The 24579-nt window shown below is 64.0% G+C and carries 25 protein-coding genes; 14 read left to right on the forward strand and 11 right to left on the reverse strand.

Translation table 11 applies throughout. The annotated features are described in order from the left end of the window. Window positions 1–18: 18 nt before the first annotated feature. The 4 genes from B2V90_RS06935 to B2V90_RS06950 form a co-directional block, all read right to left on the reverse strand. The gene (locus B2V90_RS06935; protein ID WP_228221317.1) at window positions 19–2091 is read right to left on the reverse strand and encodes a M13 family metallopeptidase; all 2073 of its coding nucleotides are present in this window, start codon (window positions 2089–2091) and stop codon (window positions 19–21) included. Between the two features lie 106 nt (window positions 2092–2197). Continuing rightward, complete coding sequence (gene bioD, locus B2V90_RS06940; RefSeq protein ID WP_228221318.1) at window positions 2198–2812, reverse strand: dethiobiotin synthase; 615 nt, start codon at window positions 2810–2812, stop codon at window positions 2198–2200. After that, window positions 2809–3933 carry an 8-amino-7-oxononanoate synthase gene (locus B2V90_RS06945; protein ID WP_228221319.1) on the reverse strand — a complete coding sequence of 375 codons (1125 nt, stop codon included), beginning with the start codon at window positions 3931–3933 and terminating at the stop codon, window positions 2809–2811. Before B2V90_RS06945 ends, bioD begins: the two co-directional genes overlap by 4 nt. A 156-nt stretch (window positions 3934–4089) precedes the next feature. Further along, window positions 4090–6213: a sodium-translocating pyrophosphatase gene (locus tag B2V90_RS06950; protein ID WP_228221320.1), complete on the reverse strand. Its 2124-nt coding sequence runs from the start codon at window positions 6211–6213 to the stop codon at window positions 4090–4092. 195 nt (window positions 6214–6408) lie between these two features. Between B2V90_RS06950 and B2V90_RS06955 the strand changes: the two genes are divergently transcribed. Beyond that, entirely contained in the window at window positions 6409–6648 is a 240-nt protein-coding gene (locus tag B2V90_RS06955) for a hypothetical protein (RefSeq protein WP_228221321.1), read from the forward strand. Window positions 6649–6654: 6 nt separating this feature from the next. Here B2V90_RS06955 and thiL read toward each other — a convergent pair whose 3' ends face one another. Next, window positions 6655–7566: a thiamine-phosphate kinase gene (gene thiL / locus B2V90_RS06960; RefSeq protein WP_293920605.1), complete on the reverse strand. Its 912-nt coding sequence runs from the start codon at window positions 7564–7566 to the stop codon at window positions 6655–6657. A gap of 476 nt (window positions 7567–8042) precedes the next feature. On the opposite strand from thiL, the gene B2V90_RS06965 reads away from it, so the two are divergent. Next, window positions 8043–8792: an alpha/beta fold hydrolase gene (locus B2V90_RS06965; protein ID WP_228221323.1), complete on the forward strand. Its 750-nt coding sequence runs from the start codon at window positions 8043–8045 to the stop codon at window positions 8790–8792. Between the two features lie 38 nt (window positions 8793–8830). Here B2V90_RS06965 and gltX read toward each other — a convergent pair whose 3' ends face one another. Next, the gene (gltX, locus tag B2V90_RS06970) at window positions 8831–10159 is read right to left on the reverse strand and encodes a glutamate--tRNA ligase (RefSeq protein ID WP_228221324.1); all 1329 of its coding nucleotides are present in this window, start codon (window positions 10157–10159) and stop codon (window positions 8831–8833) included. 15 nt (window positions 10160–10174) lie between these two features. Continuing rightward, window positions 10175–11836 (reverse strand): NAD+ synthase, encoded by a 1662-nt coding sequence (locus B2V90_RS06975; protein ID WP_228221325.1) that lies wholly within the window; start codon window positions 11834–11836, stop codon window positions 10175–10177. Between the two features lie 133 nt (window positions 11837–11969). On the opposite strand from B2V90_RS06975, the gene B2V90_RS06980 reads away from it, so the two are divergent. Beyond that, complete coding sequence (locus tag B2V90_RS06980; RefSeq protein ID WP_009823171.1) at window positions 11970–12905, forward strand: ribose-phosphate pyrophosphokinase; 936 nt, start codon at window positions 11970–11972, stop codon at window positions 12903–12905. 92 nt (window positions 12906–12997) lie between these two features. Here B2V90_RS06980 and B2V90_RS06985 read toward each other — a convergent pair whose 3' ends face one another. Together B2V90_RS06985 and B2V90_RS06990 are read right to left on the reverse strand one after the other, a co-directional pair. After that, window positions 12998–13234: a hypothetical protein gene (locus tag B2V90_RS06985; protein ID WP_228221326.1), complete on the reverse strand. Its 237-nt coding sequence runs from the start codon at window positions 13232–13234 to the stop codon at window positions 12998–13000. Window positions 13235–13300: 66 nt separating this feature from the next. Beyond that, window positions 13301–13741: a VOC family protein gene (locus B2V90_RS06990; protein ID WP_228221327.1), complete on the reverse strand. Its 441-nt coding sequence runs from the start codon at window positions 13739–13741 to the stop codon at window positions 13301–13303. 66 nt (window positions 13742–13807) lie between these two features. Here B2V90_RS06990 and B2V90_RS06995 point away from each other — a divergent pair, with 66 nt between their 5' ends. From B2V90_RS06995 to B2V90_RS07015, 5 genes are all read left to right on the forward strand, one after another. Beyond that, window positions 13808–14626 (forward strand): inositol monophosphatase family protein, encoded by an 819-nt coding sequence (locus B2V90_RS06995; RefSeq protein WP_228221328.1) that lies wholly within the window; start codon window positions 13808–13810, stop codon window positions 14624–14626. Window positions 14627–14668: 42 nt separating this feature from the next. Continuing rightward, complete coding sequence (locus B2V90_RS07000) at window positions 14669–15298, forward strand: nicotinate-nucleotide adenylyltransferase (RefSeq protein ID WP_228221329.1); 630 nt, start codon at window positions 14669–14671, stop codon at window positions 15296–15298. A gap of 71 nt (window positions 15299–15369) precedes the next feature. Next, window positions 15370–15759 carry a ribosome silencing factor gene (gene rsfS, locus B2V90_RS07005; RefSeq protein WP_228221330.1) on the forward strand — a complete coding sequence of 130 codons (390 nt, stop codon included), beginning with the start codon at window positions 15370–15372 and terminating at the stop codon, window positions 15757–15759. A 47-nt stretch (window positions 15760–15806) separates the two neighbouring features. Continuing rightward, window positions 15807–16229 carry a 23S rRNA (pseudouridine(1915)-N(3))-methyltransferase RlmH gene (locus B2V90_RS07010; protein ID WP_228221331.1) on the forward strand — a complete coding sequence of 141 codons (423 nt, stop codon included), beginning with the start codon at window positions 15807–15809 and terminating at the stop codon, window positions 16227–16229. A gap of 58 nt (window positions 16230–16287) precedes the next feature. Then, on the forward strand, window positions 16288–17523 hold the full coding sequence (locus B2V90_RS07015; protein ID WP_228221332.1) for a murein hydrolase activator EnvC family protein: 1236 nt from the start codon (window positions 16288–16290) through the stop codon (window positions 17521–17523). 234 nt (window positions 17524–17757) lie between these two features. On the opposite strand, the gene B2V90_RS07020 is transcribed toward B2V90_RS07015, so the two are convergent. Next, the gene (locus B2V90_RS07020; protein WP_228221333.1) at window positions 17758–17961 is read right to left on the reverse strand and encodes a hypothetical protein; all 204 of its coding nucleotides are present in this window, start codon (window positions 17959–17961) and stop codon (window positions 17758–17760) included. Window positions 17962–17964: 3 nt separating this feature from the next. Between B2V90_RS07020 and B2V90_RS07025 the strand changes: the two genes are divergently transcribed. From B2V90_RS07025 to B2V90_RS07050, 6 genes are all read left to right on the forward strand, one after another. Next, window positions 17965–18939: a hypothetical protein gene (locus tag B2V90_RS07025; RefSeq protein WP_228221334.1), complete on the forward strand. Its 975-nt coding sequence runs from the start codon at window positions 17965–17967 to the stop codon at window positions 18937–18939. A 133-nt stretch (window positions 18940–19072) separates the two neighbouring features. Continuing rightward, entirely contained in the window at window positions 19073–20419 is a 1347-nt protein-coding gene (locus B2V90_RS07030; protein ID WP_009823180.1) for a S41 family peptidase, read from the forward strand. Between the two features lie 61 nt (window positions 20420–20480). Beyond that, window positions 20481–20963, forward strand: a complete 483-nt coding sequence (locus tag B2V90_RS07035; RefSeq protein ID WP_228221335.1) for a disulfide bond formation protein B — start codon at window positions 20481–20483, stop codon at window positions 20961–20963. Next, window positions 20960–21514, forward strand: a complete 555-nt coding sequence (locus B2V90_RS07040; RefSeq protein ID WP_228221336.1) for a demethoxyubiquinone hydroxylase family protein — start codon at window positions 20960–20962, stop codon at window positions 21512–21514. The genes B2V90_RS07035 and B2V90_RS07040 overlap by 4 nt, the downstream gene beginning before the upstream one ends. 31 nt (window positions 21515–21545) lie before the next feature. Beyond that, window positions 21546–22103 carry a hypothetical protein gene (locus B2V90_RS07045; RefSeq protein WP_228221337.1) on the forward strand — a complete coding sequence of 186 codons (558 nt, stop codon included), beginning with the start codon at window positions 21546–21548 and terminating at the stop codon, window positions 22101–22103. 111 nt (window positions 22104–22214) lie between these two features. Next, window positions 22215–22613: a hypothetical protein gene (locus tag B2V90_RS07050; protein WP_009823184.1), complete on the forward strand. Its 399-nt coding sequence runs from the start codon at window positions 22215–22217 to the stop codon at window positions 22611–22613. Here B2V90_RS07050 and B2V90_RS07055 read toward each other — a convergent pair. Then, entirely contained in the window at window positions 22610–24460 is a 1851-nt protein-coding gene (locus tag B2V90_RS07055) for an ABCB family ABC transporter ATP-binding protein/permease (protein WP_293920619.1), read from the reverse strand. The genes B2V90_RS07050 and B2V90_RS07055 overlap by 4 nt on opposite strands. Window positions 24461–24579 lie beyond the last annotated feature (119 nt).

Here is a 24579-nt window from a genome sequence, read left to right on the forward strand (position 1 = left end):
CGCCGGCCGTCTCTATTCTCACCAGATCTTCACCCGATTTTCGGGCGACAGATAGATTTTCCCATTGGGTGCCGGCTTGAACGCGTCATACCAGGCGTCGAAATTGCGCACGATGTCAGTGCGATATTGCGACGGCGCGTGCGGATCGGTCACCAGCCGCTGGCGCAGATTGGCTTCACGATAATTGCGCCGCCATACCTGTGCCCAGCCAAGGAAGAAGCGCTGATCGCCGGTCATGCCGTCGATCACAGGCGCCTTTTTGCCACCCAGCGAGGCATGATAGGCGTCAAGCGCGACCGCCAGGCCGCCCAGATCGCCAATATTCTCGCCGAGCGTGAACGCGCCCTTCACATGCGCGCCTGGGAACGGTTCATAGGCGTCATATTGTTTGACCAGCTTGTCGGTCAGCGCCTTGAAATTGGCGACATCCTGATCAGTCCACCACTGGTTGAGCTTGCCAGTTTCGTCATATTTCGCGCCCTGATCATCGAAATGATGGCTGAGCTCATGGCCGATGACCGCGCCAATGCCACCATAATTGACAGCCGGGTCCGCCTTGGGATCAAAGAAGGGCGGTTGCAGGATGGCAGCCGGGAAGACGATCTCCACCATGCCGAAATTGGCATAGGCATTGATCTCCATCGGCGTCATGCCCCATTCCCAGCGATAGATGGGCTTGCCGAGCTTGCCGATATTATAGTCGAACTCGAACGCGTTGGACCGCATCGCATTGCCCAGCAGGTCGTCGCGCTTGATCTCAAGCCCGGTATAATCGCGCCATTTGTCGGGATAGCCGATCTTGGGCGTGAAGGCGGCCAACTTCTTGTGCGCACGCGCCTTGGCCGTGTCGCTCATCCAGGGCAGCGCGTCGATGCGGCGGCCCATGGCGGCAAGTATGTTCTTGACGAGGTCGTCCATCGCCGCCTTGGTTTCGGGCGGAAAATATTTGGCGACGTAGATTTTGCCGACTTCCTCGCCCAGCGATTCCTTGAGGAAGGTGACGCCGCGCTTCCAGCGTTCCTCGCGCTCGGGCGTGCCCGACAGGGTGGTGCCATAGAAGGCAAAGTCCGCGTCAGCGACGGTGTCCGGCAGATAATCAGCATAGGCATGCAGGCTGGACAGAAGCAGCCCGTCCTTGAGCACCTGCATCGGCGCCTTGGCGATCAGTGCTGCTTCGCCGGTGATGGCGCTGGGCTGCGCGACCAGCAGGCTCGCGGGCTTAAGATTGTTCGCCGCATAATAGCTCGCGAAATCGAAGCCGGGCGCCGCCTGCTCCAGTTGCGCCAGCGTCATCTTGTTATAGGTCTTGTCGGCGTCGCGACTGTCGATCTGGGTCCAATGGACCTTGGCGATTTCCGTCTCGAACGCCATGAGCGCGGCGGCGCGCGCCTTGGCATCGCTCTGGCCGGCCAGGGTCAGCATCTTTTCCAGATGCGCGACATAGGCGGTGCGGATCGCGGCCATCTTCTCGCTCTGGTCGAGATAATAGTCGCGATCGGGCAGGCCCAGCCCCCCCTGCATCATCGAGAGGATATAGGTTTCGGGGTCCTTGTCATCCTGCCCGACATAGAAGCGGAACGGGCCGCGAATGCCGGCGCGCGCTGCTTTCGCCGCGACCTTGGCATAGGCTGCGCGATCCTTCACCGCCGAGATTTCGGCAAGCCAGGGCTTGATCGGCGCCATGCCCTTCGCCTCGACCGCGGCCTTGTCCATATAGGCGGCATAGGCGTTGCCGATCTTACTGTTGGGATCGGTCTGCGCGCTTTCCAATATGCCCTTGGTCCGCTCGCGCGACAGGTCATCCAGAATATTGAAGGCGCCATAATTGGACTTGTCAGCCGGTATCGGCGTGTTCTTCGCCCAGGTGCCATTGGCATAATCATAGAAATCGTCGCCCGGCTTCACGGACATATCCATGCCGCTTTCGTCAAAGCCATAGCTGCCATAAGTCGGCTTCGCGGTGGTGGACGATGCCGTGGCCGGCGTCGCGGGTTGATCGGCATGGGCCGCAGTCGCGGGCTGATCGGCATGGGCCGCAGTCGCGGCCAGGGCGAGCGCGCTGACGGCGGCCCCCAGAATGAATTTGGTCATCAAAGCGTCCCTTGCTTGGCATAGACTGGGCGCGCCTGTGGCACACCCGGCATGAGCGGGACTTGAACGCCCGTGCAACAGGCTTGTCCATGTCGTTGGTCGAAAATTATGGCAGGTTGATGTGCCGAGCAAAGGCGTGCGCCAGCGCGTCCGGGGTCATTTCGGCCAGCATCGGCAATCGGCCCAGCGCCGGCACCTTGGCCAGCGCGGGAATGATCCGCTCATTTTCGGCATGTTCGTCGCCAATGAAGGCAATGCCTGCGATCGGCACGTCGCGGGCGCGCAACGCCTCGATGCTGAGCAGACTGTGGTTGATGGTGCCAAGCGCGGTGCGCGCGCACAGGATGACCGGTTGGCGCCAATGGGCAAACAGGTCGATCATCAGCATCGTCTCGCTGATCGGCACCATCAGCCCGCCTGCCCCCTCGACCACCAGTGGCCCATCGACGCGCGGCAGTGCCAGCCGGTCGAGCCGGATGTCGACCCCGTCGATCCGTGCGGCCAAATGTGGGGAGGCGGCCGTGGCGAGGCGATAGGCTTCGGGCAAGATGCGCTCGGCAGGCAGGCCGGACAGGGCGGCGACTGTTTCCTTGTCTCCTTCCGGATCGACGCCGGCCTGGATCGGCTTCCAGTAACAGGCGCCCAGCGCGCCGGCCAGCCCAGCGGCGAACACCGTCTTGCCGATGCCGGTATCCGTTCCCGTAACGACAAAAACGGTCATCGCATCTGGCCCCGCAATACATCCCCCAGCGCCAGCACATCGTTGCGACCGACATTGAGGCTAAGCGAAATGCGCAATCGGCTGGTGCCCGCCGGCACCGTGGGCGGGCGAATGCCGCGGACGTCGAATCCGGCTTCCTGCAAGGCGGCCGCCGTCGCCATGGTGCGGGCGTCATCTTCAAGAATGACCGGGATGATCTGGCTGCGGGGGCGCGGCAGGCCGAGCGGCGCGCAAATCGCTTCGGCGGCATCCTGGCGCAGCGTGGAAAGCCGGTCGCGGCGATTGTCCGCCGCCTCGATCCGGTCAAGCGCGGCGGCGGCGGCGACCGCCATCAGTGGCGAAGGCGCGGTCGAATAAATGAAGGGCCGGGCGCGATTGACCAAATAGTCGATCAGGATGCGCGGGCCACAGATCAGTGCGCCCTCAGCCCCCATCGCCTTGCCGCAAGTGTGGAGCGTCACCACATTGTGCAGCCCGTCCAGCCCCGCCGACAGCCCCCGGCCCGATGGGCCGAACACGCCGGTGCCATGCGCTTCATCCAGTAGCAGCATCGCCTCATGCCGGGCGGCGAGCTTGGCCAGGTCGGCCAGCGGCGCCATGTCGCCGTCCATCGAATAAAGCGTTTCCACCGCGATCCACACCCGGCCCTTGCCCCCTTCTGCGCGAAAGGCGGCGATCAGGTCGGCAAAGCTCTGCACATCATTATGGCGCGCGAACACCGCGCTCGCCTTGCTCATGCGGATGCCGTCATGGACGCTGGCATGCACCAGTTCGTCCGCCACGATCAGGTCGCCGCGCTGCGGCAGAGCGGACAGGAGCGTCAGATTGGCCACATAGCCATTGGCCAGGAACAAGGAAGCCTGGGTACGGAAAAAGTCAGCCGCCTTCGCCTCCAGCCCTTCATGTTCGGGCGCATTGCCGCGCAGCAGACGCGATCCGCCCGACCCCAGCGGCACGCCGCGCGCGACCGCATCGGCCACCGCCTGCGCGATCATCGGATCGCCAGCCAGGCCAAGATAATCGTTGGACGCAAAATCGCGCCCGGCGCGGGGTAAAAGCCGGCGCAGGCGCCCGCGCTGTTCCAGCGCGGCAAGCTGGGACCGGAAGGGTTCGGCAGTCATGGCGCGGGCTATAGGCGCGCCCGGAAAGGGGGGCAAGCAAGCCGCTGCGCAGGTGCAGCAAGGGTGCGCGTCCTGCCATAAAAACGTGCCGGCCCCGTCAGTGCAAGGGGCCGGCACATTCAGCAAATACCGGCGATTGCCAGTCAGCCTATCCGATCATCCCCCATGCGCCAGCGCCGCGAGCAACAACAGCGCGACGATGTTGGTAATCTTGATCATCGGGTTGACCGCCGGGCCAGCGGTGTCCTTGTAGGGATCGCCCACCGTGTCGCCGGTCACTGCGGCCAGATGAGCGAAGCTGCCTTTGCCGCCATGATTGCCATCCTCGATATATTTCTTGGCATTGTCCCATGCGCCGCCACCCGACGTCATCGACAAGGCGACAAACAGCCCTGACACGATCACCCCGAGCAACAGCGCGCCCAGCGCGGCAAAGCCATTGGCAATACCCGCCACCGCCGCGATCGCGAAATAGACGACGATCGGGGCCAGCACCGGCAGCAGAGACGGCACGATCATCTCGCGGATGGCGGCGCGTGTGACCAAGTCCACGGTGCGCGCATAGTTGGGCCGCGATTCGCCACGCAATATGCCATGGTCGGTGGCGAACTGGTGGCGCACATCCTTCACCACATGGCCCGCCGCGCGGCCGACGGCGGTCATCCCCATCGCGCCAAACAGATAGGGCATCAATGCGCCCAGCAGCAGCCCGACGATCACATAGGGATTGGACAGGCTGAAATCGACCGGCGCGGTCAGGCCCAGCGCCGAATTATAAAATTTCAGATCCTCGGTATAGGCGCCGAACAGCACCAGCGCGGCAAGCCCGGCGGACCCGATCGCATAGCCCTTCGTCACCGCCTTGGTCGTGTTGCCGACTGCGTCCAGCGCGTCGGTCTTCACCCGCACCGTTTCGTCCATATGGCTCATTTCGGCGATGCCACCGGCATTGTCGGTGACAGGGCCATAGGCGTCGAGCGCAACCACCATACCCGCCAGCGCCAGCATCGCGGTCGCGGCAAAGGCAATGCCGATGAGGCCCGCCGCCTGATAGGCCAGGATGATGCCGACGACGATCACCAGGGTCGGCAGCGCGGTCGCCTCCAGGCTGACCGCCAGCCCCTGAATGACATTGGTGCCATGGCCGGTTTCCGACGCCCTGGCGATGGACCGGACCGGGCGGTAATTGGTGCCGGTATAATATTCGGTGATCCAGACGATCAGCGCGGTGACGCCCAGCCCGACCATCATCGACCAGAACAGCGCCATGCCGCTATAACCGCCCACGCCATCCAGATCGGCGCCGAACACCGTAGTCATATCGCCCAGCACCCAGTTGGTCGCCAGGTAAATAGCCGGAATCGATAGGATGGCGGTGGTCCAGAAGCCCTTGTAGAGCGCGCCCATGATCGACTGGGACCGTCCCAGCCGCACCATATAGGTGCCGATGATCGACGTGATGATGCACAGCCCCCCGACGATGAGCGGCAGGCCCATCAGCTTCATGAGGAAGCCATTGTCCACGCCCGTCACCAGCAGCGCGGTCAGGACCATGGTCGCGCCAACGGTGACGACATAGGTTTCGAACAGGTCGGCCGCCATGCCGGCGCAATCGCCCACATTGTCGCCGACATTGTCCGCGATGACGGCGGGGTTGCGTGGGTCATCCTCGGGAATGCCCGCTTCCACCTTGCCCACCAGGTCCGCGCCGACATCGGCCGCCTTGGTGAAGATGCCGCCGCCCAACCGCGCGAAGATGGAAATGAGCGACGCGCCAAAGGCCAGCGCGACCAGCGAATCAATGACCAACCGGTCGTCGGGCGCATGGCCCGCCGGCCCGGTCAGGAACCAGAAAAAGCCGCTGATCGCCAGCAGCGCCAGGCCCGCCACCAGCATGCCGGTGATCGCACCCGCGCGAAAGGCGACGGTCAGGCCGCTCTGCAAGGACGTACGCGCCGCTTCGGCGGTGCGGACATTGGCGCGCACCGAAATGGTCATGCCGATGAAACCGGCCGCGCCAGACAGGATCGCGCCGATCAGAAATCCGATGGCGGACGTTAGCCCAAGAAACAGCGCGACCAGCACCGCGACAACGATGCCGACAACAGCAATGGTGCTATATTGCCGCCCCAGATAGGCCTTCGCTCCTTCCTGTATCGCGCCGGCGATCGCCTGCATCGTGGCGTCTCCCGGTGACGCGGCCAGCACCTGCCGCGCGGTGAAAAGGCCGTAGAGCACGGCCAACAGGCCGCATCCTATGGCGATAAAGACTATCTCCATGCTTGATCCTCTCCCCCTGTTGTTGCTGTCATCGGCCGCTCCGCAGGGAATGACGGGCGAACGAAGGGCGCAAGGGCGGGCGGCCGGACGAAACGGGTTCGGCGTCGGGCTCCGCGTCAATCAGCATCGGGCGTCACGCATGGCACGTGCCTTCCAACGGGCTGAGGAATAGGCGGCGATCAAGCTACAGGCGCGATGGCGCGCGTCAAGATGGACGGGAAGAAGGGCGCAGGCGAAACTGCCGTATCAGGGTTCAGGCGCAATCGGGTCTTCCCGCACGCTCATCTCACCGGTCGCCATATCGACCTGATGCTTGGTAAAGAGCGCAAAGCCTGCGCCAAAGAGTGGCAGCAACACAAAGATAGCCCGGAAAAGCGCGACCCCACGCCGGCGCAGATGAGCGCGTCGGCAGCTTCAAACGGACCATTAACCTGACTTAGGTCAATGTTCCCATCCTAGCCGTCCAGGCAAAGGCACCGCCGCGCCGTCGATCATCAGCGTCAGGCCTGTGCCGGCCGACACATAGCCGATGGGAATGGCGCGCACGGGAGGCGTAGCGCCACGCGCCAGGGCGAAGAGCAGTTCATAGTCATCGCCCGCTCGTGCGGCCGCAATCTGGACGGCAGTGCTCGCCCCGCGCGCTTTTTCGAGCGCCAGCGACAGCGGGACATGATCGATGGTAATGGCGACATCGCTGGCCTGCGCCATGCGCGCCGCGTCGATCAGCAGACCGTCCGACAGGTCCATCATCGCGGTTGCAAACGGGGCGAGCAATGTCCCTTCGGCCAGACGCGGGCGGGGCCGGCGATAGGCGTCGACCAGCGGTCCGGACGCGGTTGGATCAGAGCGAGCCAATTCAAGGCCAATGCCCGCATCGCCGACCGGCCCTGTTACGAAAAGGCGATCACCAGCCTGCGCGCCGGAGCGACTGGGCGTGGCCCCTGTCGCTTCACCCATGGCAGTAAGGCTGTAACTGCGCGCCGATCCCGCCGGCATCCTGACCGTATCACCCCCCAGCAGCGGCATGGCGTGGCGGTCCAGCGCCTCGTGCAGCCCATCAAGAAAGGCTGCGTCCCATGCCGCATCGCCCGACAGCGCATAATTGAGCATACAGCCCACCGGCCGCGCGCCCTTGGCCGCGAGGTCCGACAGATTGACCGCCGCCAGTTTCCAGCCGATATCGGCGGGCGGATCGGCGGGCAGATAATGCACGCCCTCCACGATCGTGTCGCTGGTGAGGACAAGCCGCGAGTCGCCCACGGCCAATACGGCCACGTCATCGATCAAACCGCGCGCGCCGTCATGAACGATACGACTTCGTAACGTTTTCAGGAATGCATATTCATCGGACATGGCCTCCCATTCTAAGGCATGGGCGCAGACAAGACCATGGCGGAAAGGGCGAGCGGGGGATACGCTGGATGGAGGCTTTCAAACTGTTGGTGGCAGTGTTGTGAAGCGTGACGACAATGACGCCCTTCCCTGTACCAGCCGGACCCTTGCCCCCGGGATGCGTACTCCTGATCATCGATCACCGGCCCGACTCACTCGCAAGGCTGCAAATCCTCGCCACCTCCGGTTGCTTATATTTCGTCGCTGGACGGCGACCGGTGTTATGATGGAGTTGGCGCTGTGTCTTGGTCCTTTCGCCTCGGCGGGCGGCGCGGCGATGGCCTGGAGCGTTGCCCGAAGGAACCCTGCCCCCTGTGGGCTCGCCCAAGGCTGAGGCAAACCGTTGGTCGCAAGCGATGAAACTGATGGACGGCAGCGGCGTTTGTCACGATAATGTCATGTTTCGGGCAGTCGCCCTTTTCTGGAATGTTATCTCTGTGCCGCCTTACGTTTATGCTGTCAGCAATTTCTGGAAGGACCGTCTGGCGGACGGACCGCGTCCGGCCGAATTGCCATCGCTCAACCATCTGCTCGGCAATTTGTCGCTGCCGTTCGACCTCAAACGAACGCAGGCGCAGGCTGCCGCGCTGGCGGGTCGGATCAGGGGCGACGGGCGGCATGTGCTGCTGATCCCCGGCCTGATGGCTTCGGAACGGCGCATGGGATGGCTGCGCGATATTTTGACCGCTGGCGGCTATCAGGCGCATGACTGGGGCATGGGCCGCAATATGGGGCCGCGCCCTGACAGCCTGGAGCAGATCGACCGCCGCGTTGATGCAATCCGCAAGGAAACCGGTGCGCCGGTGACGCTGGTGGGTTGGAGTCTGGGCGGCCTTTACGCGCGGGAATATGCCAAGTTCGCGACGGAAAAGGTCGGCGGCGTGGTGACGATGGGTACGCCTTTTTCAGGGGATCCGCGCGCCAATCATGCCTGGCGACTCTATCAGCTGGTGTCGGGATTCCCTGTCGATCGTCCGCCTTTCCCCTGTACGCGTGAAGACAAGCCGCCTGTTCCCACGGTCGCTTTATGGTCCCGTCGCGACGGGGTGATCCTGCCTGAATGCGCCAGGGGACGCGCAGGGGAACGGGACGCCGCAATTGAGGTCGATTGCACCCATATGGGCTTCGCGGCCTCGCCCGAAGGCATATTGGCCGTCGTCAGGGCACTGGAAACGACGCGCGGCTGAGGCGGCGTGATCGGCGCGAGCCGTAAGCTACTCCATCATTACCCGGCCAGTCGCGTCAATGCCTGATCCCTGCCGATCAGCGGCAATAATTGCGCCATGTCCGGGCCATGGTCGAGGCCCGTGAGGGCGCGGCGCAGCGGCAGGAAGAGCGTCTTGCCCTTGCGGCCGGTTTCGTCTTTGAGCGCACCGGTCAGCGTCCGCCAGATGTCCGCGTCGAAGGGCGCATCGGTCAGGATGCGATGGGCCGTGGCCAGGAAATCTCGATCGCCCTCTTCCACTTCGGGGGCGTCAATCGGTCCGGTGACGATCCGCCACCAGTCGGCCGCCCCCGCCACCGTTTCGAGATTGGGCCGGATCGCGTCCCACGCCGCCGCATCCATGCCGTCCGGAAGGCGATCGGCCACTGCTGCATAGGAAAACTGATGCACGATTTTCTGGTTGAGGGCCGCCAGTTCGCCCTCATCGAAGCGCGCCGGCGCGCGGCCGAAATGCGCGAAGTCGAAACTGTCGATCAGCGGTTGCATGTCTGCAAAGGGCTCGATCGGCTGAGAGGAACCGAGCCGAGCCAGCAGCGCCGCGATCGCGATGGGCTCCAGGCCCATTTCGCGAAAATGGGCGACGCCCAGCGAGCCAAGGCGCTTCGACAGTTTACCTTCGCTGCCAGTCAGCAACGCTTCATGCGCGAAATGCGGTAGCGGCGCGCCTAGCGCTGCAAACATCTGAATCTGGGTCGCGGTGTTGGACACATGGTCCTCGCCGCGCAGGACATGGGTGACTCCCATGTCGATATCGTCGATCACCGACGGCAGCATATAGAGCCAAGACCCATCGGCACGGCGAATCACCGGATCGGACAGGAGTTTCGGGTCAAAACGCTGTTCGCCGCGAATGAGGTCGGTCCAGACGATCGGCTGATCATGGTCCAGCTTGAAACGCCAGTGGGGCGCGCGCCCTTCGGCTTCACTGGCGGCGATCTGCTCAGGCGTCAGCGCCAGCGCAGCGCGATCATAGACCGGCGGCAGGCCACGCCCCAGCAATATCTTGCGACGCAGGTCCAGTTCCTGGCTCGTTTCATAGGCCGGATAGACATGGCCGGAGGCCTTGAGCGCCTCAAACCGGGCCTCATAAAGGGCGAAACGATCGGATTGTTTCTCCACGCCGTCCCAGTGAAGTCCGAGCCATTGCAAATCAGCCCTGATCGCATCGGCATATTCGGCGCGCGAGCGTTCAAGATCGGTGTCGTCGAGGCGCAGCAGGAACGTGCCGCCGGACTTGCGCGCCCACAGCCAGTTGTGGAGCGCGGCGCGGATGTTGCCGACATGGAGGTTGCCGGTGGGCGACGGGGCGAAGCGGGTGATGACGGTCATGGGCTTTCTGCCGCCTTAGATGGTGCGGAACGCATTGGTGATGGGGTAGCGGCGATCGCGGCCGAAATTGCGGATGCCCAGCTTGACACCGGGCGGCGCCTGGCGACGCTTATATTCAGCGACGTAGAGCAGACGCTCGATCCGGGCGACCGTCTCTTTTTCAAAACCGCGCGCGACCAGATCATCGACCGACAATTCCTCCTCGACCAGGCCATAGAGAATGGGGTCGAGAATCTCATAGGGCGGAAGGCTGTCGTCATCACGCTGGTCGGCGCGCAATTCGGCGCTGGGCGGCTTGGTGATGACGCGCTCGGGCATGACGGGGCCTGCCGGTCCCATGCCCGCCCCAAGCGAAGGGACATGGGCGTTGCGCCAGCGGCTAAGGTCGAACACCGTCGTCTTGTAGGCGTCCTTGAGCACCGAATAGCCGCCGGCCATGTCGCCATAGATGGTCGCATAGCCGACCGACATCTCGCTCTTGTTGCCCGTGGTGAGCAGCATGTGCCCGAACTTGTTGGACAGGGCCATGAGGGTCACGCCGCGGATGCGGGACTGGAGATTTTCTTCGGTCAGGTCGGGCGCGCGCCCGTCAAAGACCGGCGCCAGCATGGCATCGAACGCGCCCACTGCCGGCTCGATCGGAATGATATCGTAGCGCACGCCCAGCAAGCGCGCACATGCGACGGCATCGTCCAGACTGTCCTGACTGGTGAAGCGCGAGGGCATCATCACGCACCAGACGCGGTCCGCGCCCAGTGCATCGACCGCGACGGCGGCGGAAAGCGCAGAGTCGATTCCGCCGGACAGGCCCAGCACTATGCCAGGAAAACGGTTGCGGTTCACATAATCGCGCAGCCCCAGCACCATGGCGTTGTAGATATCCGCCGGACGCGGATCGAGTTCATGCCTGTCGCCGGGCAGGCAGACCCATTGACCATCCCACTTCTCCCACTGCGTCAGAACAAGCGCCTCTTCCCAGTCGGGCAGCTGCTGCGCGATGGAAAGATCGGCATTCATGACGAAGGACGCGCCATCGAACACCAGCTCATCCTGTCCGCCCACCCGGTTGAGATAGGCTAGCGGCAGGCCGGTTTCGCGCACCCTCGTGCCGGCGACCGCGTTCAGTCGACGATCGTCCTTGTCGACTTCGAACGGGCTGCCATTGGGGCTGATCAGGATTTCCGCGCCTTCGCTGCGCAGATGTGCGGTGACGAAGGGGAACCAGATATCCTCGCAAATCGGCACGCCGATCTTCACCCCGCGAAAATCGATGGGCGCGGGCAGCGGTCCGGGCGCGAAGAGCCGCTTTTCATCGAACGTGCCGTAATTGGGAAGCTCCCGCTTGGCGCGCACCGTCGTGACGGCACCATTGTCGAGCAGGGCGACGACATTGAAGAGCACACCCTGCGCGGCAACCACCGTGCCCACCAGCATGGCCGGGCCGCCATCGGCGGTTTCCTGCGCCATCCGGTCAAGCTGATAATCGGCCTGCGTGACCAGAGCGGGTTTCAGCACCAGATCCTCGGGCGGATAACCGATCAGCTGCAACTCGGGAAAGACGATCAGGTCAGCCCCCTTCGCCCGCGCGCGCCATTCCAGCATGGCGTCGGCGTTAGCCTTGAGGTCGCCCACGGACTGGGTCATCTGCGCAAGCGCGATCACGAGTTTGTCGGTCATGGCGCGCGCCCTAGTGCATTTTACCCAAAGGCGCAAAAGCGCCTTTCCACCACAGGCTCCCCCCGCTAAAGGGGCCGCGTCTCGCGCAGCGTCATCATTTCGTCACGTCATCTAAAGTCTGGGGGTTTTGGCCATGAAGCTCATGACCGGCAATTCCAACAAGCCGCTTGCGGCCGCCATCGCCGATTATATCGAAATCCCCCTGACCGACGCCAGCGTTCGCCGCTTCGCCGATGAAGAGGTTTTCGTCGAAATCCACGAGAATGTGCGCGGCGAGGACGTGTTCGTCATCCAGTCGACCGCCTATCCGACCAACGACAATCTGATGGAATTGCTGATCATGATCGATGCGCTGAAACGCGCGTCGGCCAAGCGCATCACGGCGGTCGTGCCCTATTTCGGCTATGCCCGGCAGGATCGCAAACCCGGTCCCCGCACCCCGATAAGCGCCAAGCTGGTCGCCAACCTCATCACCACGGCGGGCGCCAATCGTGTTCTGTCGGTCGATCTGCACGCCGGGCAGATCCAGGGCTTTTTCGACATTCCGACCGACAATCTGTTCGGCGCGCCGGTCATGTCGGCCGACATCCAGGCCCGGTTCGCTGACCGCAATATCACCGTCGTGTCGCCGGACGTCGGCGGCGTGGTGCGCGCCCGGGCGCTGGCCAAGCGACTGGACAATGCCCCGCTCGCCATCGTCGACAAGCGGCGCGAGCGCGCGGGCGAGTCGGAAGTCATGAACATCATCGGCGACGTGAAGGGCCGGTTCTGCATCCTGATCGACGATATCGTCGATTCGGCCGGCACGCTGTGCAATGCGGCCGCGGCGTTGAAGGCCGAAGGGGCAGAAGATGTCATCGCCTATGTCAGCCACGGCGTATTGTCGGGCGGCGCAGTCGCGCGGGTCGAGGCGTCGGAGTTGCTGGAACTGGTCATTACCGATTCGATCCAGGGCACGGACGCGGTGAACACCGCAACGCATATCCGCCACCTGCCCATCGCGCCGCTGCTGGGCGAAGCCATCAAGCGCATCGCCGACGAAAGTTCGGTTTCCAGCCTGTTCGACTGAAAGGCGAATAGGCGGGCGGTCGATCCGGGGGATCGATCGACCGGACTCTTCGGTCTGCAGCCTGTTCGACGGAGGCCGTGCCGCGCGGCGGCTCAGTGCGTCGGGAACAGGATGATCGGCAGGGCAAAAACCAGTGCCAGGCCGGCGATGATTCGTTGGCCGCGCGAAACGCCGATCGGCAATTCCCGCCAGACGATCGGGCAGGCCAGCAGCGCGAAGATGATCAGCAGGTTGGAAATCGTCACCGATCCGCCGATCGGCAGATCCTGGCGCAGCGCCAGCCCCGCGAACAAGCAGGTGAAGCTCAATATCCAGCCAATCAGCGCCATGCAGTCCCCCTAGGCCATGCACTTCCTTGCAGACCCCGAGGATAGGACGGCGGGGTTTCGATAAACTTAATCGCCGCCACCCTGAAGCGGCGCCCAGGGATCGAAACTACCAAAGCTCCAGACATTGCCTTCGGGGTCGAGGGCTGTGTAGCCGCGCCCGGGATAGCCAGGATTGTCATGCGGTTCATCGACCACGACCGCGCCCTCATTGCGGGCGTGCAGGCAATGGGTATCGACATCCTCCACGACCATGTAGACACAAGCGGTGGTGCCGCCCAGATCGCGAACGGTGGACCAGGTGTAGAGCGATTCGCTCTCCCCATCCCTGACACTGCCCAGCATCAGCATCCCTTCGCCCAATGTCAGTTGCGCATGATGAATGATGCTGTTGTCCAGATCATCGGCGTAGATGACGTGACGTTCAAACCCGAAGGCATCGCACAAAAAGGCGATAGCGGCGGGCGCATCGGCATAGCGCAGGCATGGAATGACGGGGGAACCGGGCATTGTCCTCTCCTTGCGATCGTCGCAGGAGGGTAGCGCAAAGCGGGATCAACAGCTAGGCATGCCGCCATGACGACCCGCGACGACCTGGCTCTCGCCAACCGCCTTGCCGATGCCGCCGGAGAAGCGATTCGTCCCTTCTTCCGCGCCCGCTATGACATGGAAATCAAGGCGGACAAGTCGCCGGTGACGGAGGCCGACCGCGCCGCCGAGGCCGCGATCCGCGCGATATTGGAGCGGGAACGCCCCGATGACGGCATCATCGGCGAGGAACATGGATCGGTTCGCACCGATGCCGAGCGGGTCTGGATCCTCGATCCGATCGACGGCACGCGCAGCTTCATTGCGGGGCGGCCGATATTCGGCACGCTCATCGCGCTGACCCAAAGCGGCTGGCCGACGATCGGCATCATCGACCAGCCGATCGCACGCGAACGCTGGGCAGGGATGAGCGGACAGTCCACCACCTTCAACGGAAAGCCCGTTCGCACACGGGCCTGCCGCGGCCTGGAGGGCGCAGGGATCGCGACCACAAGCCCGCACCTGTTCGCCGACGGCGACGTTCCGCATTATATGGCGCTGGTCGCGGCGGTGTCGGGCGGCGCGCCACGGCAAGGGCCGGTCTATGGCGGGGATTGCTATAATTACGGCCTGCTTGCGTCCGGCTTTCTGGACATCGTCATCGAATCGGGCCTGCAAAGCTATGACTTTGCGGCGCTGGTCCCGGTGGTCGAAGGGGCTGGCGGGGTGATGTGCGACTGGAATGGCGATCCGCTGACCTCGACAAGCGAAGGGCATGTTCTGGCGCTGGGTGATCCGGCCCGACTGGAGGATGTGCTGGAGGCCATTCATGGCGCAGGCGATGGCCATCATCACGATCACGGCTGACGTGCGGTTGCCGCATCGGGCGCGGGCTGGCAGATCGTAGGGATGACACGCATCGGCCTGCTGGGCGGCTCTTTCAATCCGGCGCATGGCGGGCACAGGGCTATTTCGCTCTTTGCGCGAGACGCGCTTGATCTGGACGAAATATGGTGGCTGGTATCGCCGGGCAATCCTCTGAAACCCACCAAGGGCATGGCTCCGCTGCCCGCGCGCCTCGCCCATGCGCGCAAGGTCGCGCGCCGCGCGCCGATCCGCGCCACCGCCATCGAGCGGCAATTGCGCACCCGCTACACCATCGACACGCTACGTGCCCTGCGTTCGCGCTATCCGCGCCGCGATTTCATCTGGCTGATGGGCGCCGACAATCTGGCGCAGTTCAGCCAGTGGAAAAACTGGCGCGGCATCGCCCATTTAATGCCCATTGCGGTGATCGCCCGGCCGGGCTATGATGCCGTTGCCCATGGCTCTGAGGCCATGAGCTGGCTGCGGCGCTTCGTCCGGCCCGCGCGCCAGAGTGCAGACTGGACGAATTGGAGAGTGCCGGCGCTCGTGCTATTGCGCTTCCGCCCTGATCCAAGATCGGCAACCCTGCTGCGGCAGGCGGACCCCCTCTGGCATCGCGAATATGAAGCAACGCGTGTGCGCGACCCGCTCACGCGCCGGTATGTCGTATGAAGCATTTCGAGGAGAACCGCCGCAGGCGGGCGTCCGGCTCGGAAATGCGTTCACTGAAGATTGGAGTATAATTGACCAACGCCGCCCCTGCCAACGATACGGCCTCCAGCGCCGAATCCGTGGCCGCCCTGCACGCCCTTGTCATGCAGTCGCTCGACGACGACCAGGCGCAGGAAACCATCTCCATTCCCCTTGAAGGCAAAAGCAGCATCGCCGATCACATGGTGATCGCGAGTGGCCGTTCGTCGCGTCAGGTAGCGGCGATGGCCCAGCACCTTGCCGAAAAGATCAAGAAGGAAACCGGCCGCTCGGCACGCGTCGAAGGTCTGCCGGTCGCCGACTGGGTATTGATCGACGCGGGCGATGTCATCGTGCATCTGTTCCGACCCGAAGTGCGCAGCTTCTACAATCTGGAACGGATGTGGGGCTTTGTCGACGCGCCGGTCGCGGGCAACGCCTGAGACTTCGACTCTTCGACAGCGACGCGATGATCGGCTAGGAGACGCCGATGCTTCTCCACATCATTGCGCGCGGCAAGATCGGGCGATCGCCCGAAGCCGAGCTTGTCGACCGCTATCTCAGGCGGTTGACAATGCCTTATCGAGTTACAGAAATGCCTGACCGGGGCGGCAAGCTGCCGCCCGTCGCTGCCGGCACAGTGACGGTCATGCTCGATGAAAAGGGCAGGCAACTTGGTTCCATGGATTTTGCCCGCCGGATCGAAGGCTGGCGAGATGCTGGCACGCGCGAATGCCGGTTCCTGATCGGCGCGGCGGATGGGTTCGACGACGCAGAACGCGCCAATGCCGACCTGCTGATCGCATTCGGCGCCATGACCTGGCCGCACATGATGGCACGGGCCATGCTGGCCGAACAGCTCTGGCGCGCCTCCTCCATATTGGCCGGTCATCCCTATCACCGCGAAGGCTGACGGGTCGACAGATGCCGCCATCTTGCCTAGTCACCGCAGGACAAGGGCGGGATATCGGGTGACGCGAAATCTTCTCATCGCTGGCGGCGTCGCGGCCCTGATTGCGTTTGCAAGCGCACGCCTCGTCGCCGCCGATGGCGATGCGCTGGTACTTCCTGGCACGGCGGGCACCAGCCTGACGCAGGAACAGCAGGCGCTTAAGGATGCCCGTCGTCAATCCGACGAGGCGCGCGACCGCGCCGCGCGACTGGCGCAGCAGGCAAGCGCCGCGCGGGACGCGGCGGAACAGGCGAGACGCCGCGCCGCAGCCGTGGCCGCTCGAATCCAGCAGGCCGAAGCCGATATCCAGGCCGCGCAGGCCCGCATCGCCATCATCGCACGGTTGCAACGCGCACAGGCAAAGCGCCTGGCGGCGCGGCAGGAGCCCGTGGTTCGACTGACCGCCGCGCTACAGATGATGGCGCGACGGCCGCTGGCGCTAGCGCTGGTGCAACCGGGCAGCATCAGCGACGCGGTGCATCTGCGCGCTGTTCTGGGACAGATCCTGCCGGTGATCGAGCAACGCACGGCCGGCCTGCGGGCGGAACTGGCGCGCAGCCGTGCCTTGCGCGCGACCGCTCAGCAAGCGTCCGATGCGCTGGCCCAGGCGCAGCAGGATCGCAGGGCGCAGCGGGCGGAGCTGGCCGGGCTGGAAACGCAAAAGCGCCTCGCCGCGCGCGATTATCGCGCCAATGCGGGCATGGAAAGCGAGCGGGCGCTGGCGCTGGGAGAGCGCGCGCGCGACATCGTCGACCTGATGGATCGGCTGGAGGCGGCGGGGGACCTGCGCGAACGGCTTACCGCACTGTCGGGACCGCTGCCCCGTCCCGCCCGGCCGGACAAAGCCGGGGCCGCGCCGCCGGAACGAGACGCGATGGCGAGCGGTCCGCCGCCCTATCGCCTGCCGGTCGTCGGTCAGCTGGTCACAGGCCTGGGCGAGGTCAATGATAGCGGCGTGCGCGCGAGGGGCCTGACGCTGGCCGTCCAGCCCAGCGCGCAGGCGATCGCACCAACGGCCGGCCGCGTCGCCTTTGCCGGTCCCTATCGCGACTATGGCCAGATTCTCATCATCGACCATGGCGGCGGCTGGACAACATTGATCACCGGATTGCATCGCCTGTCCGTGCGCGTGGGCGATGATGTCCGCCAGGGGGATCCCGTGGGTGTCACGGACAACCGCCGCAGCGACATCATCGTCGAACTACGCCGCAATGGCCGGCCGGTGGATATCGTGCCGCTCATTGGACCGGTTTGATTGTTGCCAGGCGCTTTTACCGTTGAGCCGCGGTTTTTTTGCTCATAGCGTGCATGCAAGGGGGACGGCGTGCCGTCTTCCATTGTCTTTTCAAAAATATAATGAGGCGAATTTATGAGTGCCATGACAGGCGCAACTTGGGCAATCGGCCAACATGGCGCGCAGGGGCCGGATCAACTTGGCAAGGTATGGATCGCTCAACCGCTGCCGGTGGGCGATGATCGGCTGGTGTTTTCAGGCCATGTCGGGAATGCGGGTGACGGCGTGTCCGTGTCGATCCGACATGGGGCCGACATCCTGGCGATCGGGACCGCCAACCCCGGTTTTGTGATTGACGTGCCTGCACGCAAGGGCGTCTATCACATTGAGATGCCAGTCCGGCAGGAACAGGGGCAGGACGTCGTTTGCCGCTGGGAGGTCGTGGATCAGGAACGCCAAGACATGGCGCTGGTGGGCATGGTGCAGCGCGGCGTGCCAGCGCCCAGCGCCGCATCGGGCGGTGCTCAGGCCCTCCTTGGGCGCATGGGACAGTTGTTCCTGATCGGCGATACCAACGACAGTGTCGGCCAGTTCACGCGGTCGGGGTCGCTCAGCGAGGCCAGTGCCAGCGAATGGACCAATATTTTCAGCAGGATGCCTGAATGGCAGGAGCGTTTCGGATTAGAAAAAATCATGCTGATGGTCGCGCCGGCCAAGGAAGAGGTTCTGCGCGACTATTATCCGTTCCGCAGAGCATTCAACACGGCCTTCGATAACTTCAGGAAACGTTTTGCCGAACAGCCATTGCTCATACCCATATGGGAGCTCTGGAATCGCAGACACCTCACCTACGGGGCGACCGACACGCACTGGACCGACTATGGCGCCACCATCGCCGGGCAGACATTGCTGAAGCGCTGGGATTTGCCGGGCGATGCTTTGCCTCAGGAGTTTGCTGTCAGGCAGAAAATCGGCGATCTGGGCAGCAAACTTACGCCGCCTACATCCAATTTCGAACTCGTCTTCCGCGAGAAGCTTTCCGAGAGGCTCGTCTTCGATAATGAAATCAACAATCACGGCAACATCCGCGTCTACCGCAACGGATCCGCGCCGATCGCCGGCAAGCTGCTCATATTTGGTGACAGCTTTGGCACGAATCTGACGGAAGCCCTGTCTTACGGCTTTCAGGAAGTCGTATATGCCTATCAGCCCGCCGGGGTTGACACCAATCTCGTCCGGCTCGTGAAGCCCACACATCTTTTGTTGCAGATCACGCAGCGCTTCGTTCATGGCGCTCCAGCGACCGACCATTCGATCTTCGAATCCGGCCGCAAGAAACTCGCGACGATGACCGAGCAGGAGCGGGACCAGACCAAGGCCCGTCTCAAGACCGCGCCTGCCGAGTTCCAGCCGCTCGTGACGCCGCTGTTCGATTGAAAGCCAGCGCGTGGGGCGGAGACAGCGTTCACCCCGCGCTCATCGCCGCTGGATGACATTGGTCGAAGCGTGCTTTTGCGTTGGCCGATCAATCGGCCTATGATCGGATCAGATGCGGACTCCTAGGACAGCCATGAAGACATCCTTCCTCCAGGGCGCGATTGCGCTCGGGGCGCTTGCGCTCATCCCCGCCACCACCGCCGCGCTCGCGGATGGGGAGGCGTCAAGCTACAAGGCGCTCGACGAATTCATGGACGTGTTCCAGAAAGTCCGCACCGACTATGTCGAGAAAGTCGACGATGAAAAGCTGATCAAGGGCGCGATCGACGGTATGCTCGCCAGCCTCGATCCGCATTCCAGCTTCTTGGACGCGCGCGATTTCCAGAATCTGCGGACCCAGACCGAGGGCAGCTATGGCGGCCTTGGCCTGTCGGTCACGCAGGAAGACGGCGCGGTCAAGGTGATTGCGCCGACACAGGATACGCCTGCCTGGCGCGCGGGGATCAAGGCTGGCGACTATATCACCCATATCGACGGCCAGCTGATCTATGGCGGCACGCTGGACGAAGCGGTGGAAAAGATGCGCGGCGCGCCGGGCACGAGCCTGAAACTGACGCTGGTGCGTCCGGGCCGGGACAAGCCGATCGACTTGACCCTGACGCGCGAGATCATCCAGCTAAAGCCGGTCAAGTGGGAGGTGAAGAAGGACATTGGCGTCATTACCATCGTCAGCTTCTCCGCCAACACCGGCGCGGACGTCCGTCAGGCGATCCGCAGCATCGACAAGAGCCTGGGTCACAAGCCCACCGGCTATGTGCTGGACCTGCGGTCCAATCCCGGCGGGCTGCTGGATGAAGCGGTGACGGTCAGCGATACCTTCCTGGAGCGCGGCGAGATCGTGTCGCAGCGCGGCCGGCAGAAGGGCGATGTCGAACGCTATTACGCGAAGCCGGGCGACGACGCGAAGGGGTTGCCAGTGATCGTGCTGGTCGACGCGGGTTCGGCGTCGGCATCGGAAATCGTCGCGGGTGCCCTGCAGGACCAGCATCGCGCGCTGGTGATGGGCGAGCGCAGCTTCGGCAAGGGCAGTGTGCAGACGATGCTGCCGCTGAGCAACACGACCGCGCTCAAGCTGACGACGGCGCGTTATTATACGCCGTCGGGCCGCAGCGTGCAGGAAGGCGGCATTCAGCCTGACATCCGTGTGCCCCAGCTGTCCGATCCCGATTACAAGAACCGGCCCAAATTCCGCGAGAGCGACCTGCGCCGTCACCTGATCAACGAGATCAAGACCGATGATGCTGCGCTGGAGGAGGATGTGAAAGACGATCCGCGCTTCGCCATGTCGGCCGACGAGCTGAAAAAGCAGGGTATCGAGGATTTCCAGATGGACTATGCGCTCAAAACCATTGCGCGGCTGGCAAAAGCGCCGAGCGCAGTGGTGGCGCAGGCCGCTGCGCGCAAGCCTGGCGCGAAATAGCTCAGATGCGGCCGGGCAAGTTCAGCATGACGAAAGGGCGGGAAGGCTTTAAGCGAGGGGCATGAAGAGCCTGTCCCTTGCCCGCGCGCTTGCGCTGATCGCCCCTTTGATCATGCTCGCAGGCGCTTATGGCTTTCAATATCTGGGCGGGCTGCATCCCTGTGAAATGTGCTGGTGGCAGCGCTATGCCCATTTCGCCGCGGTTCCGCTGGCCCTGATCGCCTATGGCGTGCGGGCGCGCGCCTGCGTCAGCGCGCTGTTTGTCGGACTGGCCGGACTGGCGGTCGGCATCAGCGGCCTTATCGGATTGTTTCACGCCGGGGTCGAATATGGCTGGTGGGAAGGACTGACCACCTGTTCGACCATGCCGGCAGCGGGTAATGCCGCAGACCTGCTCAGCCAGATCATGGCCAGCCCCATCACGCGCTGCGATGTGGCGCCCTGGAGCCTGATGGGCATATCCATGGCGGGCTATAACGGCCTCTTGTCGAGCGCGGCGGCGCTTGCCATCTTGGCTTTGCTGCTGAAAGCGAGGAAGCCATGAGCATCAGCCCCGATTATCCGCGACCCACCAAGCGCCTGTCCGACCGGGATCGCGCGGCGATGTTGCGTGTCGATCAGGCCGGCGAATTTGGCGCGACCCGCATCTATGCCGGACAACTGGCGGTGATGGGTGATCGTCATCCCCATGGCCGGGTCATCGCTGGCATGGCAAGCCAGGAGGAGCGGCATCGCCAGGTGTTCGACGCGATGATCGTGCGGCGCGGGGTGCGGCCGACGGCCTTGAGCCCATTCTGGAATATGGCAGGATATGCGCTGGGTGCCGTGACCGCCGCGCTGGGGCCGAGGGCCGCGATGGCGTGCACGGCCGCAGTCGAAACCGAGATTGACCTTCATTATTCCGAACAGCTGGAAAAGATCGGCAACGACGATCCGGAACTCTCCACCGCCATTGCGGATTTTCAGGCGGAGGAGGTGGAGCATCGTGATGCCGCGATCGCCCATGGCGCCGAGCAGGCGCCGGCCTATCCCATTTTGTCGGGCGCCATTCGCTTGGGCTGTCGCGCCGCCATCGCCCTGTCCAAGCGTATCTGACGCCGTGGCGCGTCTGCAAGAGGATCGACCGATGAAGAACAAGCTGATGATCGTCGCCATCGCGCTGGCCGGAGCCGTGACGCCCGCGCTGGCGCAGCAGCCGGCTGCCGAAACGGGGACGGCCGGGTCGGAGAAGGTGAACATCGTCATCGTCTATGGCGATGATTCTTGTCCGCAAAGCCAAGGCAATGACATCGTCGTGTGCGCGCGCAAGGGCGAGGAGGAACGCTATCGCATTCCCGAACCGCTGCGCGGTGATCCCAACAAGCCCAGCAACCAGGCTTGGGGCGAACGCGTAAGGTCGATGGAATATGTGGGCCGGTCGGGCACCGAAAGCTGCTCGCCTTCGGGCGCGGGCGGTGCAACCGGCTGTTTCGCGCAGTTGGCACGCCTGGCCAAGGCGGAGCGGCAGCAGGCCGACAACGCCAGCTGGAAGGATCTGGTCGCGGCCGAGCGGGAAAAGCGGCTGTCGACGATCGACGCCGACAGCGAAGCTATCGAGGCGCGGGTGAAGGCCGAGGAGGCCGCCGAAGCCAAAGCGCAGCAGCAGCCCGCGCCCGAGGATACGACGTCGCCGCCGCAGCGATGATGCAGGATGGTGACGGATCGGGCGGCGGGGCGTCGTCCTGATCCGGGCCAGCGATGCGCTGGTGCCATGCTGGGGTGGACGTTCACAGGGGATGAAAGAAGGATATATGCCATGCGCTACGGCGCCATTCCCCTGATCGGCTTGATGCTGATCCCCCTCCTCCCCGTCGCCGCCCTCGCGCAGCCGGAGCCACCGCCCGAGCGGATCATCAACCTGCTGGTCTATGGCGACGATCCGTGCCCGCAGAGTCAGGGCGATGAAATTGTCGTGTGCGCAAGGCGGCCCGAGGCGGAGCGGTATCGCATTCCCAAGAAATTGCGCGAGAAGCCCGCGCCGTCCGGCGGACCGGGCTGGGGCAGCCAGGTAGCGACGATGGAACAGGTCCAGCGGTCCACCCTGCCCAACAGCTGTTCGGTCAACGGCAGCAACGGCTTTACCGGATGCACTGCCAGGATGCTGGAGCAATGGTTTGCCGAGCGCCGCATGAACCAAAGCGCCGGCATCCCCTAAAGCAGTGGGGCGGCCGGTTCGCGGTCGGCACCGTCTTCTCCTTCAGCGACTGGCGCGTCGCGCTCCGTCGCCTGGCGCGCCCACATGGTGGCGTAGAGCCCGTCGGCGCGCACGAGGTCGGCATGGGCGCCGCGTTCGACGATGCGCCCCTGATCCAGCACGATGATTTCGTCGGCATCGACCACGGTGGAGAGGCGATGGGCGACGACCAGGGTCGTGCGCTTGCGGCTGATGTCGCGCAGCACGGTCTGGATTTCGGTTTCGGTGCGGCTGTCGAGCGCACTGGTCGCTTCGTCGAGCACCAGCACCGGCGGGTCCTTGAGCAGGGTGCGCGCGATCGCGACCCGCTGTTTTTCCCCGCCCGACAGCTTGAGGCCGCGTTCGCCCACCCGGGTGTCATAGCCTTGGGGCATGCCAAGGATGAAGTCGTGGATCTGCGCCGCGCGGGCAGCCGCCTCGATCTCCGCTTGGCTCGCGCCTTCGCGGCCATAGGCGATATTATAGCCGATCGTGTCGTTGAAGAGGACCATGTCCTGCGGCACGATGCCGATGGCGGCGCGCAGCGATTGCTGGGTCACGGCCGCTATGTCCTGCCCGTCGATCGTCACCGATCCCGACTGGATGTCGTAGAAGCGGAAGAGGATGCGGGCGATGGTGGACTTGCCCGCGCCGGATGGGCCAACGATCGCCAGAGTGCGGCCGGCGGGCACGGTGAAGCTGATGCCGTGCAATATTTCGCGCTGGGGATCATAGCCAAAGCGCACCTGATCGAACTGGACCGCCCCCCCGGTCACGGCGAGCGCGGGCGCGCCGGGGCGGTCGGCAACTTCGGTCGGCGTGTCGATCAGCGCATACATCGCCTCCATGTCGATGAGGCCCTGGCGGATGGTGCGATAGACCATGCCGAGCAGGTCGAGCGGACGGAAAAGCTGGGCCAGCAGCGTGTTGACAAGCACCACGTCGCCTGTGGTGAAGCGCCCGGTGCTCCAGCCCCACACGGTATAGGCCATGGCGCCGGCCATCATCAGGTTGGTGATGAGCGACTGGCCGACATTGAGCCAGGCGAGGCTGTTTTCGCTCTTGATCGCAGCGCGCGCATAGTTGCGCATGGCGCTGCCGTAACGATCCGCCTCGCGCTGTTCGGCGCCGAAATATTTGACGGTTTCGAAATTGAGCAGGCTGTCGACGGCATGGGCGACAGCGCTGGTGTCCATGTCCACCATGTCGCGGCGCAGTTGGTTGCGCCATTCGGTGACGGTGCGGGTGAACCAGATATAGGCCGCGACCATCGCCAGCGTTGCGGCGACCAGGCCGGGACCGAATTTCACGAGAAAGATGACGCAGACCGCCAGCAGTTCGATCACGGTCGGGGCGATGTTGAACAGCAGGAAATAGAGCATCGTGTCGATGCTCTTGGTCCCGCGCTCGACGATCTTCGTGACCGCGCCGGTGCGCCGGTCGAGATGGAAGCGCAGCGACAGACGGTGCAGATGGACGAAGACGTCGTCGGACAGACGCCGGCCCGCTTCCTGCCCCACCCCTTCGAACACGGCGTTGCGCAAATTGTCGAACAGCACGCCGGCAAAGCGCGCGCCGGCATAGGCGACCACCAGAGCGAGGGCGAGGCCGACCGCCGGCTCCAGCCCCGGCGCCATCCGGTCGATCGCGCCTTTGTAGGCGAAGGGCATGATCAAGGTCACAGCCTTGGCCAGACCCACCAGAACCATCGCAACGACGACGCGGCGGCGCAGCGCCGGAGCGTCGGCCGGCCAGAGATAGGGCAGGAAACGGCGGAACGTCGCCCATACGGGCGGGAGCGGCACTGTGACAGGATTTTCGGGAGGCATCCCATGCTATTTAAGCAATCCGGCGCGGCAATCCAGTGCCCGCGCCGACCGCCGCCGCCGTCGCGCCGTCGCAAAGTTCGATATCCCCCCTTTAACTTTGCCGCGCGCATGGGCATGTT

This window comes from Sphingobium sp. UBA5915 (assembly GCF_002431195.1).
In the GTDB taxonomy this organism is placed as follows: domain Bacteria; phylum Pseudomonadota; class Alphaproteobacteria; order Sphingomonadales; family Sphingomonadaceae; genus Sphingobium; species Sphingobium soli.